The sequence below is a fragment of the Vibrio sp. MM46 genome, assembly GCF_027587135.1.
Lineage (GTDB): Bacteria > Pseudomonadota > Gammaproteobacteria > Enterobacterales > Vibrionaceae > Vibrio > Vibrio harveyi.
Genome location: NZ_JAPPTO010000001.1, coordinates 204,856 through 221,645 on the forward strand (window position 1 = coordinate 204,856; position 16,790 = coordinate 221,645).

Genomic DNA, 16,790 nt, shown 5'->3' on the forward strand with positions numbered 1-16,790 from the left:
ACTAGCAAGATAGTCGATTCTTTGTGCGACGTGTATAGATAATCAATCCATAAATGAAGTTATATGACTTCAAATCTAAATCGCTCACCTACCCTTATAGAAAACTGGTCGCAGTAAAAGCAAGAAACTCAACTAGCATAACAAGTACTTCTTGGTGTTAGCCTCAGTGTGGCTTTTGACTACCCCTTCTTCTTCAAGCAGAGTGAGCGCTTTTTCAATAGGCAGTCTTAACAACCCTAGCTTTATCATTAACGTATCGACCGATACTGAAGTGTCGCCGATGGATGACAAGCACTGAACAATGCAATTTCTGGTCTTACGCTTTGACTCGTAATTGCTGATAAACCGCCTCTTGACGGCGATCTTCTCTTTCTTACTCTTACATTGACTACCCAAATCCATACGAAACCAATTTAAGTCTTCCAATAACACGCTATATGGCTCACCCAAGTTATCAATGACCACTAACTGATCATCCGTTGAGTTGATCACGGTGTAATCCACGCCCTCCGATATTCTTGTCTCGCTCGGTGTTTTTATACTCGAGTAGAAGCGAATGGTGTCACCAAGCAAGCTATCGCTCTCTTTCTCCAACTTGCCCGTGGCGACAGCCAAACCAACATCAATCAACTTATAGAACTCGCGCACGATTTTGTATTTTGGCTGATAGGCACAGTCTAAGTTCAGCTCGCAGGTTGCACAGTGATAATGACATTTACATTGGACGTAGGATTGGTTGTCACCATCGTAGACCCAGTTATTGCGATAATTGATGTAATACATACTGCCCAGAGCCGTGTGGGTCACATTCACTTTGTTACGTTTTACCAACCGACTCATGGTGGTAACGAGTGTCTCTTGGTCGTAAGCACCTTTGATATAGAGGTTTTGAGAGAGCTCTTTTAGGTTCACCTTTTGCTCAGAGTTAAACAAATAATCAATGATTTGGTTCTCTAAAGCATCAAGGGTGTCGTTTTCTTTTTCCTCAAATTCCTTTTTGAATTTTCGGACTAAGATTTTCAGTTTATCTTTAGCCAGACGTATCACTTGAGCCTTAGAGATATCATGCGTTGGTTCTAACAAGGAATAGAGCTCAAACCCCGCGCCTTCAAACTGTAGGGTGCGACATAAGCCTTGCCTTAACGTTCTAATTTCTTTCTTTTTTCTCCCATCCACAGCATGAACACGCAAGATAAAGTGATGAATCTCTTTCGCAAAAAATACCAATTTCATAATCGTCATTTAAAAATAAAAACCTGAGGAGCTCACCATTTCAAGTGAGCGTTAGAAAAATCGGCGAGGTTAAATACGCCAAAAACAAGGAGACAAAACGACCACAATGGTGAGGATTTCCAGGCGTCCCATTAGCATTCCGAGGCTCAAAATCCACTTTGCTGCATCCGGCAGTGTCGAGAAGTTGCCAGTAGGACCAATAATAGAACCGAGACCAGGACCGACATTCGCCACCGAAGTAATGGCACCAGACAAGCTAGTGACAGGGTCTAAGCCTATGATTGCCAATAACATTGCGATAAAAATAATGGTTAATGCATAAACAAAAGCGAATGCCGTTACACCTTGCACAATACTGTCTGACAAACGCGCTTTGTTGTAACGCAAGGTAAAGACGCCAGAAGGGTGTACCAACTGAAAAACCTGCTTTTTAAGGAGTGAGGTCGCTATCTGGATTCGGAAGATTTTGAAGCCGCCTGACGTTGAACCAGAGCAAGCTCCCATCAACAGAACGAAGCAAAACAAAATGGTTGGCAAACTTCCCCAACTGGAGAAATCGTCCAATGCAAAGCCAGTGGTGGTCATCACCGTAACGATATTAAAGGTCGCAATACGAATCGCGTCGATAAACGGATAATCGAGCTTCAATGCCAACCAGCAAGCAACAACCAAACTTAACACTACCACCAACTTAAAATAGGCTCTGATTTGAGCGTCTTTCACTAAACACGACAGACTCTTTTGGTTGATTGCTGCCACAAACTGAATGAATGGCATACCACCCGCAAACATAAAGATGATCGCCACCCAATGAGCCATTGGCGAGAAGCCGTTCATGGAGGCATCGGTCGTTGAATATCCTCCGGTAGATACAGTGGTCAGTGCGTGGTTGATTGCATCAAATACAGTCATGCCAGATAGCAAGTAGCTCATCACACAAAGAAAAGTCAGCAGCAGATAAACAGATAGAATACTCTTGGCAACACTCTTCATTCGAGGTGCACTTTTTGTTGACCAATCAGAGGATTCGGTTTGGAAGAGTCGCATCCCACCAACATTGATCATGGGTAGAATAGCGATAGCCATCACGATAAACCCTACGCCACCAAACCACTGGAGAAGCGAACGCCAAAGCAATATGCTGGGTGCCATGTTATCAAGACCAGCAAGAACCGTAGACCCAGTCGTGGTGATACCAGACATGGTTTCAAAATAAGCGTTGGTGAAGCTAATTTCATTGATGAATACAAAAGGAAGTGACGCAAACGCGCTGCCTAGAACCCAGACTAGCGTGGTGATCAAAAACGCATCTTTTACTTTGAGAGCGATTGATGTTTTTCCGCCAATCGCCACGCACACTAATCCCCCGATATGGGTAATGATTGCTGATAAACCAAAATCTAACGCCCCTTGAGTCCCTGTCACTACAGCCATCAAAAATGGGATATACATAAACAATGCGAGTTTAGATAACAGGAATCCCAAAACGAGAAACACTGGTTTATAGCTAATCATTAAAAATCAGTTCATTTATTCTTACCAACAACTTTATTATTTATTCAATTTTCCCAATTAAATTCAATTGATATATAAGGTTAAATCAATGACCGATATAATATGAGCAAAAATATAAATCATGCTATTTATTAGGAAGAAACATCAAAACACAATAGGCAGATCGCGCAATGACTTATTCTTATACTTTCGTTACATTGAGATAAACAACTGATTAAAAAATCTGACTTAATACTTATAACTTTATGTTTCTGCCTAAAAAGATCCCTCTATTACCGAGTTATTCGATGTCGAGTAACTGCTATATAAACACAGACTTTTCATCCCCTTTGAGCAATTGCAGTGAAAAGATTCAAATTACATCATGCTTAACAACGGTTTATATCAAGTTATCCAAAACCACCACTGATTTATACCTCTCGAAGTTTTGTTTGCCAATAAGCTCCATCATGAGCAATGGACTCATCAATTCACTCGATATTCTGCTCAAGAAAAATGACGATACTCTATCTTCCATGGATAAAGATTTACTTACCCATGCCATCTACTTTTTTAGGTCTCAGTTCTCAAACTAACGCTGATCCAACATATAGCCATCATCTTTAGATATTGTTTTCTTTGGAGTTTTTTCTGAATTCCTGAGGCGTTACACCATACTTCTTCTTAAAGATCGTACAAAAGTACGCCGAGCTATTGAAACCACTGAGTTCACTGATTTTTAAAACATTGTATGACGTGAACGTTAAGTAGTTGATGGAGATACCTAACCTTACATCATTGAGAATATGCGAGAAGGCTCCCCCTTCCTTCGAGAGGTTTCTCCGTAACGTAGAAGGGCTGGTAAACATACAACTCGCCGCCAAGTCTAACGTCCATTTCTTCGTTGGTTCAGACATAAACAGCTTAGCTAAACGAGAAGACAGCGATATGTGATAATCACTGTTAAACAATATGCTGACATCCACACCTTTTTTATACAGCAGTAATACCAAGTGAAAGATACTCTGCTTCAGTGCGATATTTTTAATGCTTTTCAGCTTTTGGCAATTATTAAGTTGTCTATTTGAGTAAAAAATTTCGCACAGCTCTTTACTCTTATACAGAATAAATGACTCATTCTTGTTTTTGTTTAAGATGAGGTCATTAAGCTTTTCGAGCTTCACCTTCATCTTTTTGATGTCAGTCTTGTTGAGAGTCACGACCTCAAATGAGCTTTCATCCCCCTGCCTAAGCAGATCGCACTCCACCATAGCCCCTTCTGGGATAACCAGTAAGCTATTGTTAAACAATGGCACTTCGTTTCCGTTGATGGCGATGAACCCTTGGTAATTGGAGATCCGAACGAGTAAGCTCCTTTTCGAACGGTAGGGCTTCAATGTGACTTTCTTTGATTGAACTTGATGGAAAAACATATACGAATAACCTGATGCTTTTTTCTGAGAGTATCACTCCTCCCACTGAAAACATCATGAGCCATAATCAATGAGATATTTTCAAAATAATATGATGGTATTTCTACATTTCGTATTTATTGGTGTATTTTCTGGTAAAAAAACGCAGTTAACATGATAAGCGTCTGTTTATTATAGAAAACAGACAGAAAATCCTACCCTTGTTATTTAACACCTAATAATAACAACCATTTAATTATTCGCTCATTCGATATAACACAGCTAGGTTGGTACACTATCCGGGTTTCTGTTTGTATTTTTTAAATCACCTGAGATATACCACTATTTTCGAAGGAATTATGGAGCGAATTATTCGATTTTTTACTTTCGGTCTTTGGGGAACGAAAGAAGAACGACACCTTTCAAGAAAGATCAATCATTCTTACACATCATTAAAAGTCGTTGGCAGGGGGACGGTGTTTATATCTGCCAAAGAGGTTCATCAAGACCTGATGATGAACAATATTTATGAAAGAGCTCGGTTACTCGTTGAGGAGAAATAGTTGTTTTTGTTGCTAATCTTACCAATCTTGGTAAGTGGTTTTTTGGTTTGTCATATCCATCCGTTCTATCGATACAAGGTGCACCGTTATGAAGGACAGTACCTGTACTTAAAAAGCGCAAACTTAGGCATGATATGTTTGTTTATCGCCTTAGGCTTAGTCTTGATCATTAATCGCTACGCGTATTTTTTCGCAGCCATCGTACATGTCGCTCCGATAAAATGGTTGCCTGACGCATTGTTGGCACAAACGCCTTATGAGTTTACATCGAACCTACTCTATGAACTTGATGCCTTTACCAATCAAGAGGTAATTAATCTCACCTGGGTGACCCTGATTACGTTTTCGATGTTGCTCGTGCCTGTATTTTGGTCTCTGCTCGCTTACATCAAATATTGCATTCGCTACATGACGTTTAGCCCAAAAGAGCGACTGAATGCGAGAGTCTTTTCCGACAGCTCACTGGATGACTTTCTCTTTAAATCAGCCTTAGAAAAAGGGGACAAAATGGTCATGCTGACGCTATCAGATAGAAGGTTATATGTGGGGAAAGTGCTCAGCTTAGGCGAGCCCAACGAAGCAGAAGGACTCAACCAAGAGATATCGATAAAACCAGTAATGAGTGGGTATCGAGACAAGGGGACGCTAGAAGTTCACTTTACTAAACACTACGCCAATAGTGATGCCAATGCCGTCACCATCATCAAGCAAGATCTGATCTCCTCAGCTTGCGCTTTTAGCTTTGCAACCTATGAGAAATTGCATCGAAAAGGCTAGAACTTGTGAAAGCGTATCATCCTACCCACGGTTGATACGCTTATCATACTTCTACGCTGGCTTAACGTTTAAAAGAAACTGCTCTAGAGAACCGATTCCCGCCAGTTCAAAAATCTGATTAAGCACGTTCTGATGGTAATTGTGCATATCAAGGATTTCCTCAATCACCTCTCGCTCCATGCTACCCAGAAAAATGCCCGCTAATATCGCGTCAAACCAGCGGAAAGTACACCGAGCGACGACGTTTTTTACGTTAAGTTCATTTGCCCTAATCGTGATATCCAGCAGCAGTTGGTACTTATAAAAATACAGCTCACTACCATATTCCTCCGTAATAGGGAACGCCTCCGCTTCCTCGCCAAATATCAACAAGCGATCTTCTATCATTTCTTGATGCTTGGTTTGCACATTGCGTCTGAAATTACTGACTTCCACACCCAACCATGAACCGACCAGCAAGATGTAACTGTCCATACCTTGAAGGCTCTCAAATACTTCCTGCTGCTTTTCATAGATGGCCTTTCTCACCGCTGGCACTTTAGCCTTCGGGCATAAACCACGCCAAGCAAGGTCCAATAAAGTCACAAGTTCATTGGGATCTTCGTTATCCGAGTAATAAAAGGTAGAGCGGTTGATGAAGCGATCTGCCAAACGTTGATGTTTATCCCTGTAGAGATGAATCAGACAGGCATCCGTCGTTTTACAATAAGCTTCACAAGGTATAGAAACATAGTGTGATTGGACACGGTTGATCTGGTAATGCGTGTTCTCGCACGAGTGTCCCAAAATGCGTTTTAAGAGGCCCATAAATCTCCTAAAGACCTACAAGAGGTTGATATCCTTAACAAACAAACTTAATGGTGACTCTGCACCCTAGCACGCTCATTTTTTATTTGGGTCTCATACCGGAAGTTGACAGTTTTTCACTGTAACTTGCTTGAGAATCTAAAGGAGAGCAGTCCTGCGCCGCAACTCATTCAGGACGAGACATACGTCAGATCAAAAAAGCCAGTCTCTCGGGACTGGCTTTTGTTTTGTGGAGCAAGGCTGGTTACTTAATAAAAGAAATACAGCCTTGCAGAATCACTAGGTTGACGATGTCGATAAAGAACGCGCCAACAATAGGCACCACCATGAAGGCTTGTGGTGATGGACCAAAGCGGTTAACGATAGAGCCCATGTTCATGACTGCCGTTGGGGTTGCGCCCAGACCAAAGCCACAGTGACCACTTGCGATAACCGCTGCATCGTAGTTGCTGCCCATCACGCGGAACGTCACGTAGTAAGCAAAAACCGCCAGAATCACCGATTGCACCGCCAAAATGATGAGGAACGGGATTGCTAAGTCGAAGATGTTCCATAGTTTTAGACTCATTAGCGCCATCGCTAGGAACAGAGACAGCGAAACCGTACCAAGAATATCGACCGTCTCAACATCCACTTTGCGAACTTTGGTCACTTCCATGATGTTGGTGATCACCACACCGATAAACAGTGCGTAAACGAAATCTGGAATCATCAACCATTTGATGCCAAAGCTGCTCACCCAACCTTCTAAGTAGCCAGCACCAGTGACACACAGCAGGATGATCGACAAGCTCTCGACCACTTTTTTCGCGGTTACGCGGTCTTCTTCGTGCTCGTTGTAGGTCACCAATTCAGGGAAACGTTCGTGAGTTTGGTTAGTACGCCCGTATTCAGATTCAAGGTTACGTTTATCGATCAAGCGCTGCGCTACTGGGCTGCCAATGATGCCACCAATCACCAAACCAAAGGTAGCGGATGCCATTGCCACTTCTAAAACGTTGTGCAAGCCGTACATATCTTGGAAGGTTTGTGACCATGCTGCGCCCGTACCGTGACCACCAGACAGCGTAATCGAACCTGCAATCAAGCCCATTAGCGGGTCTAAGCCGAGCGCCGTTGCCAAGGAGACACCGACCGCATTTTGGATAAGGATGTACACCGATGCTACAGCTAAGAAGATAAATACCTTAGCGCCGCCTTTAATCAACTGGGTGTAGTTCGCTGCTAAGCCAACGGTAGCGAAGAACATCAACATGAAAGTGTTTTGCAGCGGTAAATCGAAAACTAAATCCACGCCATTGAAATGCATCGCGGTGATCGCACAAGCGACAATCAAACCACCCACGATTGGCTCGGGAATATTGAATTTCTTTAAGATCGGTAATTTAGCGTTAACGAATTGTCCCAAGAACAACACACAAATAGCGACGAGAAACGACTCTTGTGGACCGACAGAAATGACCTGATTCATAAAACCTCTTTGCCTCCTTTTTCTCATCCGTTGAGTAACAACTCGCCGGCTGAGCGGTATTTAGGCAGGTCAGAGTGCCTACTGAACGTGTGGTTTTCTAGGGTCCAAACCCACTAAATTCTCATTAAATAAGAAAGTAATAACTCGGATATTCACCCAATTCTCATTCAATGAAAAAACACACTTTTTCACCAAGTTTTGTGGCGCAATTTTCTGTTTTTTTTCGCTCTTCTCAACTCATGAGAAGTGAACAATTTTTTGCCAGTTTTTGAGGGCAAAAGCGTATGCGATTGCGTGCAAATTTTGCGTGAAACTCTGGTGCAAACTTTGTCGAGTTTTCATCGACAAAAGTGATTGAGAAAACAGCGCTAGAAGATTGGCGCTTTCTATCCCATCGCCAAGGTGTTATACATATATATAACACCAACTCAGCCAAGGAAACCAATCATGACGCATTGGCATGATCGCCAACCGATTTTCCGTCAGTTGGCTGACCAGATCACCCAGCAAATATTGCAAGGCATCTGGCAAGAGGGCGAAGCTTTGCCTTCGGTACGCAGTGTCTCTGCGGATATGAAGATCAACCACCTGACGGTCATGAAGGGCTATCAGTTATTAGTTGATGAAGGATTGATTGAGAAGAAACGTGGGCAAGGCATGTTTGTCACCCAAGGTGCAAAAAAACAGCTGCTTGCTGATGAAAAAGCCCGTTTCCTTGAACAACAAATTCCGCAGATCGCCGACACACTACAACGTCTGGATATGTCACTTGATGAATTTATCCAACAAATCCAAACACATATTGAAGGTGACCAATGAGCGCATTAGTCAGTGTAAAACACGTCTCCAAGCAATATCGTCAGCAGGGTGAAGCGCTTCATGACGTGAGCTTTGATCTACAAGCGGGTCAAGTGCTTGGCTTGCTAGGTCATAACGGTGCGGGTAAATCGACTCTCATTAACGCCCTACTCGGTGCACACGAATATCAGGGCACCATTCGCATCAACGGCTTTGAGCCAATCATGCAACGCGACAAAATCATGCAGAGCTTGTCTTACATCTCGGATGTGAACGTTCTGCCAAACTGGATGACGGTTGCTCAGCTGCTCGATTACACCGAGGGCGTACACCCAGGTTTTAATCGCAGCAAAGCCGATGCCATGCTTCGTCAAACCGACATCAAGCCGCGTGCACGTATCAAATCCCTATCGAAAGGCATGAAGGTGCAATTGCACTTGGCTGTCGTCATCGCGACCAATACACAAATTCTGATTCTGGACGAGCCAACGCTTGGTTTGGATTTGGTTTATCGCGATACCTTCTACCGTCATTTGCTGGAATGGTTCCACGATGGCGAGCGTGTGTTGATCATAGCGAGCCATGAAGTATCGGAAATCGAACATCTACTGACGGACGTGCTGATCCTTAAACACGGTCGACCTGTTCTGCAAACCTCAATGGACAGCATCAGCGAAGATTACTTCATTCTCGATGCCAGTGATGAGCATCGCGCACAAATCGAAGCGCTGAAGCCACTGTCATCACAAAAAGGCTTGGGCACAACTAAATGGTTGCTGTCGTCTCAATACGCAGAGCAAGTCGCTGGGCTGGGTAATGTGTATGGCGTCAAGCTTGCGGATCTGTTCTTGGCATTGCAGAAGGAGGCAGCATAATGAAATCGATTGTCGCGATGTTGCGTAAAGAATGGCTAGAGAACCCATTGGTTACACGCGTACCGTTGTTTATGTTTGCCTGTGGCGTGCTGCTGTTCGTCAGCTTAATGAGCAGCTCGACACTGCAACACAATATGTTCTTCCAAATGAGCTTTGGTGGTGATGTCAGTGACATCCACAAAGAGCTAGGCGATGACGTCAACATGCTGATCACCGGCGGCATTGGTTTGTTGTCGATCCTGCTTGGCACTCAATACTTCCCGAGAACGCTGCGTAAAGAGCGCTCAGAGGGCAGTATCATGTTTTGGCGCAGTATGCCTGTCAGTGACGTGAAAACCCATCTGGTGAAGCTGACGTTTGGTTTATTGGTGATTCCGTTAGTGTGTTCGGTATTGGTTTTCGCTGCGGACTTTATGCTGTGGATGTTGAATGTCTCAACGGACCACCAGTTGGCGTTATTGTATCGACAAGCATCACTGGGCTTCGTACTGCTGAACTGGGTTGAATTCTTGCTTCGAATGGTGGTGGCTGGGGTGTTGTTATTGCCGCTCGCACTAACCGCAATGGCAATCTCACAGAAAGTGAACTCACCACTGTTGGTGATCTTGATTGGTATTTACGCGCTACGTTGGATGCCAATTGCAATGTTCAACTTCTATGGTCTGGATGATTTCTTCTCAGCAATTTTCTATCTACCACTGCACGCGATTCTTGCGCCAAACCCGTTCAGCGCGATTCCAGATGCGGGTTGGATGAACGTTGGGATTTACGCCTTCATCGGTGTGCTTGCTTGGACGGCTAGCATCAAGTTCAGCCGCACTGTGAACTAACAAGCACACATCAAAAGCGAGGTACTGTCCTCGCTTTTTTCATTTTCAGCACCATCCATCTTCACTCTGTTTGCGTCAACGCAAAAATAATCAGCCTATAGCAATAGCGCTTCGGCGTGGTTAAGTTCATAATCCCCCGCTTAATGCGCTCAGCGCTGTTATCTAGAATTTTTGAAAAGCAGAACACCAACCATGACCACCAAGCCAACAGCCATTATTGGACTGTACAACCCAAAGAGTCCAACCAACGTTGGCGCTGTATTGCGAGCCGCTGGCTGCTACGACGCTGCGCAAGTTCGTTACAACGGCACACGCTACAGCCGCGCAGTAAAGTTTCAGACCGACACCCAGAACTCACAAGAACGCATTCAATTAGTGGAGATGGAAGACCTCACTGCTAATGTTGCCGACGATGTGGAAATTGTTTGTGTTGAGTTAGTGGTCGGTGCAACAGCACTGCCCCACTTCACTCACCCAGAGAACGCGGTTTATGTGTTTGGACCTGAGGATGGCTCACTGCCGCAAGAAATGGTCGATAAGGCGCATCACGTGGTGTACGTACCGACTCACGGTTGTATGAACCTAGCCGCGACGGTGAACGTTGTGCTTTACGATCGCATGGCGAAAACACTGGGGGCGATTGATGACCACCAGCAAGTGCTTGCTAATCGAGACAACAAGAACCGCTTGAAAATGAAAGCTTGCGTTTAGACAAACGCAGCTCGTCGTTGGCAAACGCCAGATACAAAAAAGGTCACAGCAACACTGTGACCTTTTGTTTTATTTGGCGTCTTAATCTATCTAGCCAAGGAACGAGATGTAGCCTTGTAGAATGATCAAGTTAACGATGTCGATGAAGAAGGCACCAACAATCGGCACAACCATGAACGCTTGTGGTGATGGACCAAAGCGGTTAACGATTGAACCCATGTTCATTACCGCCGTTGGGGTTGCCCCCAAACCGAAACCACAGTGACCACCTGCGATAACCGCAGCATCGTAGTTGCTACCCATCACCTTGAACGTTACGTAGTAGGTGAAGATAGCCAGAATCACTGACTGCACGCCTAGAATCACCAAGAATGGGATCGCTAGGTCAAAGATGTTCCATAGTTTCAAGCTCATCAGAGCCATCGCTAGGAACAGAGACAGCGACACCGTACCTAACATGTCGACCGTTTCGGCATCCAACTTACGAATCTTGGTCACTTCCAAGAAGTTAGTGATGATCACACCAATGAACAACGCATAAACGAAGTCTGGAATCATCAGCCATTGAATGTCGTAAGTGCTCACCCATTGCTCTACGTACTTAGCACCTGTTACACAGATCAATAGGAAGAACAGTTTCTCAACCACTTTTTTCGCGGTTACTTTGTCTTCTTCGTACTCGTTGTACGTCACCAACTCCGGGAATTTCTCGTGGGTTTTGGCATCTCGACCACCACGACCATACTCAGATTCGATGTTGTTCTTTTCGACCAGACGCTGCGCAACCGGACTACCGATGATACCACCGATGATCAAACCGAATGTTGCTGACGCCATCGCGATTTCCAATACGTTATTCAAACCGTAAACGTCTTGGAAAGTTTGTGACCACGCCGCCCCCGTGCCGTGACCACCTGATAGAGTAATCGAACCAGCGATAAGCCCCATCAGCGGATCTAAACCCAATGCCGCTGCCAGTGAAACACCAACACCGTTTTGAATGATGATGTAGAACGACGCGACTGCTAAGAAGATGAAAACCTTCGCGCCCCCTTTCATTAACTGAGTGTAATTTGCTGCCAAACCAACGGTAGCGAAGAACATCAGCATGAATGTGTTTTGCAACGGTAAGTCGAACTCCAAATCGACGCCGTTAAAATGAAGAGCAGTAATGATGCAGGCAACGATTAAGCCCCCTACAATCGGCTCAGGTATGTTGAATTTCTTTAAGATCGGTAGCTTAGCATTAATGAAATGCCCCAGGAAAAGCACACTGATCGCAACCAAAAAGGACTCCAGTGCACCTACAGATATTAAATGATTCATATCGCCTCTTATTATTGTTCTCTTCATCCTCCGTAATGATTGAGTGTTAGTTTAACCTTCGCTCAATAGCAAATTTTCTCGCTATATTTTTCCGAAAATACTCAAAAGGTTGTGTTAAATGCGCCTTAGGCTAGTTTAAGGGACGGTCGTTAAGCGATGTTCTGATTTACGCGCTATTCGCAAGCCCTAAAATGTAAAAGGAGCCTGTTAAGCTCCTTCTTATCCTCTTCATAGACAAACAGAAATGACTGCTTGCAGGAGATGGATATCGTATTGTGAGTATTGTCCGAGTGACACTTTCTGAACCGCTATCGGGCTCCCTTACTTAAACAGAATGTGATCATCACTATCGAGCAAAGTTCCTTCCCGTCATAACGAATAGAGCGCCGAGGTGGCGCTCTAACATCTGGGTTTGCTTGTATCCCATCGTAGTTAAAAACTCTGACTCATGGTGTTTGGAACGAGCCGAATCCCGGGAAATTCTCAAGCTTGCAACAAGTGTTCTCGTTACAACGGAGCGAGATTATAACATATCGCTGAAAATTTTCCTCATTTCAGTGCTATTCGCCACTTTCATAGTTTGCTTCTGCAATGATCAACTGTTCAATATCATTACTGCAGATGAAAGCGCGAAGTGCCTCGAACTTGGCTTCATCCCACGTGTAGATTTGCAGGGCGAGCAGCTTATCAATGATGTCTTGCTTAAAGCGAAGCTTAACGGGTTTTGCCGGAGATCCTGCCACCACAGTGTAAGGTGGGACATCTTTAGTCACGACGCTGTTTGCGGCAATCACTGCGCCTTCCCCAATGGTGACACCGGGCATGATCATCGCGCGCATGCCAATCCAAGCTGCGTCACCAATCACGGTATCGCCTTTGCCTTGGTAAGATTGCTCGATGTCATCAAGGAACGGATACAGACAGAACCAGTCCGTCCTGTGATTATGGTTGCCGCCCATCAAAATCACCGCTTCAGCCGCGATACAAACGTAATCACCGATGTAGAGCTGATCGACTTCCCACCTCGGTTGCCACGCTTTACTGACTTCATCGCCATGCAGATAACGCACAACAGAATCTTCGAAGCCATTATCCCAACAATCGCTGTAATAACTGTGGGTGCCTTTGATGTGGATGTTTTGGTTTTGCACCACTTGGTGCAGGTACTGAAATTTGGACCAATGTTTTTTCATGGCAATTACCTCAATAAAGTAAATGTATGCCACGGAACGATTTCTCGTGGCGTTGTTGCTGCGTTCTCAGTCAACGACGCCTATTGGATGCGGGGTTGCAGTAGTAATGGATTATTCATGAATGTGTCCTCCAGCGCGCACACTATAAAAAGCATGTATAATTTTCAAGCAAACCAAACAAATAACAAGATTCCGAAAATGAAAAGTCACTCTGCCTTTGCCTCTCTGCTGCTGTTTGCTGCCACAGCGTCTGCGAGCGAAAACATTAAAATCGAATACCTCCCAGCGGAAACTGCCGATGATCGCTTTGCTGCGCAAGTGATTGAAAGCAGTGAAGTGAACGACATCTTTGTCCAGCTTTCTGATGATTACTTCCCGTTTGATAACCCACTGACATTGACCTACGGTGGCGAAGACGGTCCGCTTTACGATCCAGAAACCCACACCATCCATATCCCATACACCTTCTATCTGGAATCATTTAACTACTTCACCAACAACAAGTACCAAGAACGTTACGGTAAAGCACCGAAAACGGGCGCGCTCGATACTTTGCTGCACACACTATTGCACGAAGCCGGACACGCTTACATTGCCGATCAAAACATTCCAGTACTGGGTAAAGAGGAAGATGCGGTCGATAACTTCGCCACCATTTTGTTAATTGATTACGTTGATGACGGTGCCGATGTGGCGATCAGTGCTGCAGACATGTTCGCATTCGAATCCGATGACAGACCGGACTACTACGATTTTGGCGAATACATTGATGAGCACAGTTTCGATCTGCAACGTTACTTCTCTACCCTGTGTCTGGTCTACGGTAGCGATCCAGAGCAATACAAAGCCTTGTTGGATGAAGTAGAAAAAGATTACTTACGCGATCGTAAAGAGTTCTGCCAATTCAATTACGGCAACATTCGCGATAATTGGCTGCATTACTTGCAAAACAATGAACTAAAAGAAAAATAATCGCGTAAAAGGGATAAGAACCGCCAATAATGAGCTCAATCATGACCAAACTGACCGTATTTTACGATGGCACTTGTCCCTTGTGCGCCAAAGAGATGAAGGCGCTAAAACAACGCGATGCCAAGCAGCAGATCAAAACCGTCGATATCTACAGCGAGGCGTTCGCCGATTATCCGCAGATCGATCCGGAGCAAGCCAACACCATTTTGCATGCCCTCAACGATAAGGGAGAGCTTCTGCTTGGGTTGGATGTGACTCATCTCGCATGGCGACTGGTCGGTCGCGGTTGGTTGTATGCACCGCTGCGTTGGCGCGCTGTCAAACCTGTTGCGGATTGGCTTTACCTCAAATTTGCCAAAAACCGTTACCGCGTCTCCTACTGGTTAACGGGCACTTCTCGCTGCAATAACGGTTCGTGTTCACGTTAATTGTGATCCCGCTTAAAAATGCTACGACCTTAGTCTAAATTTATAAACTTCCTGTACTTCTGATTGATTAACTCGGTTAATCTCTAAGCATTACAACAATAAGTATTAATAATTTTATCAGGCAAGCTTATTCGGCTTGTCACTTGTAACGCTGCGCCGAGAGAAGGACGTCTCTATGAATCTGACGATCAGAAAACGACTATATATCCTTTCAATAATTCCAATTCTAACCATGGCAATAGGCATGATGTGGTTCACCTATCTACAAACCACAGCCTACAACGAACACGAGATTGAGCAGACTCGAAGTCAAATGATGGAGATGAAAAAAGCCGAGCTCAAAAACTACGTCCAAATGGCGCGCTCCGCCGTCGAGCCATTACTCGCTCAAAATGCCCCACTTGAAGAAGCACTGCCGATCTTGAAACAGTTGGAGTTCGGTCAATCCGGCTACATCTTTGGCTACGATTCAAAAGGCGTTCGCGTCGTAGTGGGTAAAAACACTAAAGGCATCGGGGAAAACTTCTATAACTTGCAGGATAAGAAAGGCAATTACCTGATTCAGGATTTGCTCAAAAATTCCAAAACTGGTGAGTTCACGACTTATTACTTCCCGAAACTCGGTCAGAGCGAAGCACTACCGAAACTCAGCTACTCAGTCTTTATTCCTGAATGGGATTTGATGTTGGGAACGGGTTTCTATACTGACGATATCGACGCTATTGTGGCAAACATGGAAGAAGAAGCGCACCAGGCTCTCAACACCACACTGACGGCAATTGCTCTGTTCTGTGTCTCGATTGCAGCCATCGTCGCGGTCTTCGCGGTGTTTGTTAACCGGAGCATCATGAAGCCTATTGAACAGTTTGATGCTTCAATTCACTCTTTCGCGCAAGGCGATGCCGACTTAACCGCACGCATGGAAGAATCAAGCGTACCGGAGTTCACCCAGCTTAGCCGTAACTTCAATATCTTCGTTGAAAGCCTGCAGGGTATCATCAAGAGTGTTAGCCACGTAGGGCAAGAAGTGGTTTCAGAGACCAACGACATGTCACAGCGAGCATCGCAAGTGGACGAATTGGCTTCAGGTCAACGTGAAGAAACCGAACAGGTCGCTGCGGCAATGACCGAGATGACAGCAACGGCGCACGAGATTTCCAGCAACGCTAACCAAGCGGCGCAATCCGCCAAAGACGCCGATGATAACTCACAGCAAGCGAAACACATTGTTGATTCCGCAGCGAGCTCTGTCGAAGCGCTCGCGCTAGAGGTGTCGGAAGCCAGCACGGTAATTTCTCGTTTAGAGAGCGATGTACAAAACATTTCTTCTTCGCTAGAAGTGATTCAAGACATTGCCGAGCAAACCAACCTATTGGCATTAAACGCAGCCATTGAAGCAGCACGTGCAGGCGAACAAGGTCGCGGCTTTGCGGTCGTTGCCGATGAGGTTCGTAAACTGGCGAGTCGCACTCAAGACAGCACAGGCGAAATTCACCAAATGATTGAGCAGTTGAAGTCTGGCTCGGATGCAGCAGTGAAAGCCATGGGTTCAAGCCAAGCGCGTGGTGAAGCAACGGTTGAGGAAGCACGAGCAGCCTCTGCCGCACTGCAAGAAATCCAAGCCGCAATTGCTAACATCATGGACATGAACACCTTGATCGCAACGGCAACCGAAGAGCAAAGCCAAGTTGGGCAAGAGATTTCACAACGTATTGAAGTGATCTCTCAACAAAGCAGCCAATCGGCACACCTTGCCAACCAAAACCGCGCAGGCAGTGGCAACCTTAACCACAAAGCTAACGAGCTGTACGACTTGGTCGGTCGCTTTACGGTTTAACGCTTTCCTCACCCATTTACTATGCAAACAGCGACGCCAAAACGTCGCTGTTTTTATTTCTGC

15 protein-coding genes are annotated in these 16,790 nt (G+C 45.0%); 8 read left to right on the forward strand and 7 right to left on the reverse strand.

From position 1 onward, the window contains the following. Positions 1-132 precede the first annotated feature (132 nt). The 3 genes from OH459_RS00930 to OH459_RS00940 all read right to left on the reverse strand — a co-directional run bounded on the left by OH459_RS00930 (position 133) and on the right by OH459_RS00940 (position 4,043). Positions 133-1,233 carry a hypothetical protein gene (locus OH459_RS00930; RefSeq protein ID WP_269984659.1) on the reverse strand — a complete coding sequence of 367 codons (1,101 nt, stop codon included), beginning with the start codon at positions 1,231-1,233 and terminating at the stop codon, positions 133-135. Between the two features lie 69 nt (positions 1,234-1,302). Beyond that, positions 1,303-2,748 carry a TrkH family potassium uptake protein gene (locus tag OH459_RS00935; RefSeq protein ID WP_269984660.1) on the reverse strand — a complete coding sequence of 482 codons (1,446 nt, stop codon included), beginning with the start codon at positions 2,746-2,748 and terminating at the stop codon, positions 1,303-1,305. A gap of 602 nt (positions 2,749-3,350) precedes the next feature. Continuing rightward, complete coding sequence (locus tag OH459_RS00940; RefSeq protein ID WP_269984661.1) at positions 3,351-4,043, reverse strand: helix-turn-helix domain-containing protein; 693 nt, start codon at positions 4,041-4,043, stop codon at positions 3,351-3,353. Between the two features lie 659 nt (positions 4,044-4,702). On the opposite strand from OH459_RS00940, the gene OH459_RS00945 reads away from it, so the two are divergent. Next, on the forward strand, positions 4,703-5,479 hold the full coding sequence (locus tag OH459_RS00945) for a hypothetical protein (RefSeq protein WP_269984662.1): 777 nt from the start codon (positions 4,703-4,705) through the stop codon (positions 5,477-5,479). Positions 5,480-5,530: 51 nt separating this feature from the next. Here OH459_RS00945 and OH459_RS00950 read toward each other — a convergent pair whose 3' ends face one another. Then, positions 5,531-6,286, reverse strand: a complete 756-nt coding sequence (locus OH459_RS00950) for a hypothetical protein (protein WP_269984663.1) — start codon at positions 6,284-6,286, stop codon at positions 5,531-5,533. A 244-nt stretch (positions 6,287-6,530) separates the two neighbouring features. Then, entirely contained in the window at positions 6,531-7,757 is a 1,227-nt protein-coding gene (gene gltS / locus OH459_RS00955) for a sodium/glutamate symporter (RefSeq protein WP_020195065.1), read from the reverse strand. A gap of 447 nt (positions 7,758-8,204) precedes the next feature. Here gltS (OH459_RS00955) and OH459_RS00960 point away from each other — a divergent pair, with 447 nt between their 5' ends. The 4 genes from OH459_RS00960 (at position 8,205) to OH459_RS00975 (ending at position 10,971) form a co-directional block, all read left to right on the forward strand. Then, entirely contained in the window at positions 8,205-8,576 is a 372-nt protein-coding gene (locus OH459_RS00960; RefSeq protein ID WP_269984664.1) for a GntR family transcriptional regulator, read from the forward strand. After that, entirely contained in the window at positions 8,573-9,430 is an 858-nt protein-coding gene (locus OH459_RS00965; RefSeq protein WP_045396413.1) for an ABC transporter ATP-binding protein, read from the forward strand. Before OH459_RS00960 ends, OH459_RS00965 begins: the two co-directional genes overlap by 4 nt. After that, positions 9,430-10,260, forward strand: a complete 831-nt coding sequence (locus tag OH459_RS00970) for a membrane protein (protein WP_009696549.1) — start codon at positions 9,430-9,432, stop codon at positions 10,258-10,260. The genes OH459_RS00965 and OH459_RS00970 overlap by 1 nt, the downstream gene beginning before the upstream one ends. A 192-nt stretch (positions 10,261-10,452) precedes the next feature. Next, positions 10,453-10,971, forward strand: a complete 519-nt coding sequence (locus tag OH459_RS00975; protein ID WP_154203008.1) for an RNA methyltransferase — start codon at positions 10,453-10,455, stop codon at positions 10,969-10,971. Positions 10,972-11,061: 90 nt separating this feature from the next. Here OH459_RS00975 and gltS (OH459_RS00980) read toward each other — a convergent pair whose 3' ends face one another. Together gltS (OH459_RS00980) and OH459_RS00985 are read right to left on the reverse strand one after the other, a co-directional pair. Further along, positions 11,062-12,297 carry a sodium/glutamate symporter gene (gene gltS / locus OH459_RS00980; RefSeq protein ID WP_005428854.1) on the reverse strand — a complete coding sequence of 412 codons (1,236 nt, stop codon included), beginning with the start codon at positions 12,295-12,297 and terminating at the stop codon, positions 11,062-11,064. Between the two features lie 560 nt (positions 12,298-12,857). After that, positions 12,858-13,490: a CatB-related O-acetyltransferase gene (locus OH459_RS00985; RefSeq protein ID WP_009696547.1), complete on the reverse strand. Its 633-nt coding sequence runs from the start codon at positions 13,488-13,490 to the stop codon at positions 12,858-12,860. Positions 13,491-13,688: 198 nt separating this feature from the next. Between OH459_RS00985 and OH459_RS00990 the strand changes: the two genes are divergently transcribed. From OH459_RS00990 to OH459_RS01000, 3 genes are all read left to right on the forward strand, one after another. Beyond that, positions 13,689-14,462: a DUF4344 domain-containing metallopeptidase gene (locus tag OH459_RS00990; RefSeq protein ID WP_269984665.1), complete on the forward strand. Its 774-nt coding sequence runs from the start codon at positions 13,689-13,691 to the stop codon at positions 14,460-14,462. A gap of 41 nt (positions 14,463-14,503) precedes the next feature. Further along, on the forward strand, positions 14,504-14,890 hold the full coding sequence (locus tag OH459_RS00995) for a thiol-disulfide oxidoreductase DCC family protein (RefSeq protein WP_269984666.1): 387 nt from the start codon (positions 14,504-14,506) through the stop codon (positions 14,888-14,890). Between the two features lie 175 nt (positions 14,891-15,065). After that, a complete protein-coding gene (locus OH459_RS01000; RefSeq protein ID WP_045485989.1) occupies positions 15,066-16,727 on the forward strand; it encodes a methyl-accepting chemotaxis protein in 1,662 nt (553 codons plus the stop codon). Positions 16,728-16,790: the final 63 nt, after the last annotated feature.

What these genes read in the sequence shown, in the direction of transcription:
- OH459_RS00930 (WP_269984659.1), bottom strand. Translation starts at nt 1,233, where the DNA reads ATGAAATTGGTATTTTTTGCGAAAGAGATTCATCACTTTATCTTGCGT.
- OH459_RS00975 (WP_154203008.1), top strand. Translation starts at nt 10,453, where the DNA reads ATGACCACCAAGCCAACAGCCATTATTGGACTGTACAACCCAAAGAGT.
- OH459_RS00950 (WP_269984663.1), bottom strand. Translation starts at nt 6,286, where the DNA reads ATGGGCCTCTTAAAACGCATTTTGGGACACTCGTGCGAGAACACGCAT.
- OH459_RS00960 (WP_269984664.1), top strand. Translation starts at nt 8,205, where the DNA reads ATGACGCATTGGCATGATCGCCAACCGATTTTCCGTCAGTTGGCTGAC.
- OH459_RS00935 (WP_269984660.1), bottom strand. Translation starts at nt 2,748, where the DNA reads ATGATTAGCTATAAACCAGTGTTTCTCGTTTTGGGATTCCTGTTATCT.
- OH459_RS00970 (WP_009696549.1), top strand. Translation starts at nt 9,430, where the DNA reads ATGAAATCGATTGTCGCGATGTTGCGTAAAGAATGGCTAGAGAACCCA.
- gltS (WP_020195065.1), bottom strand. Translation starts at nt 7,757, where the DNA reads ATGAATCAGGTCATTTCTGTCGGTCCACAAGAGTCGTTTCTCGTCGCT.
- gltS (WP_005428854.1), bottom strand. Translation starts at nt 12,297, where the DNA reads ATGAATCATTTAATATCTGTAGGTGCACTGGAGTCCTTTTTGGTTGCG.
- OH459_RS01000 (WP_045485989.1), top strand. Translation starts at nt 15,066, where the DNA reads ATGAATCTGACGATCAGAAAACGACTATATATCCTTTCAATAATTCCA.
- OH459_RS00995 (WP_269984666.1), top strand. Translation starts at nt 14,504, where the DNA reads ATGACCAAACTGACCGTATTTTACGATGGCACTTGTCCCTTGTGCGCC.
- OH459_RS00985 (WP_009696547.1), bottom strand. Translation starts at nt 13,490, where the DNA reads ATGAAAAAACATTGGTCCAAATTTCAGTACCTGCACCAAGTGGTGCAA.
- OH459_RS00990 (WP_269984665.1), top strand. Translation starts at nt 13,689, where the DNA reads ATGAAAAGTCACTCTGCCTTTGCCTCTCTGCTGCTGTTTGCTGCCACA.
- OH459_RS00965 (WP_045396413.1), top strand. Translation starts at nt 8,573, where the DNA reads ATGAGCGCATTAGTCAGTGTAAAACACGTCTCCAAGCAATATCGTCAG.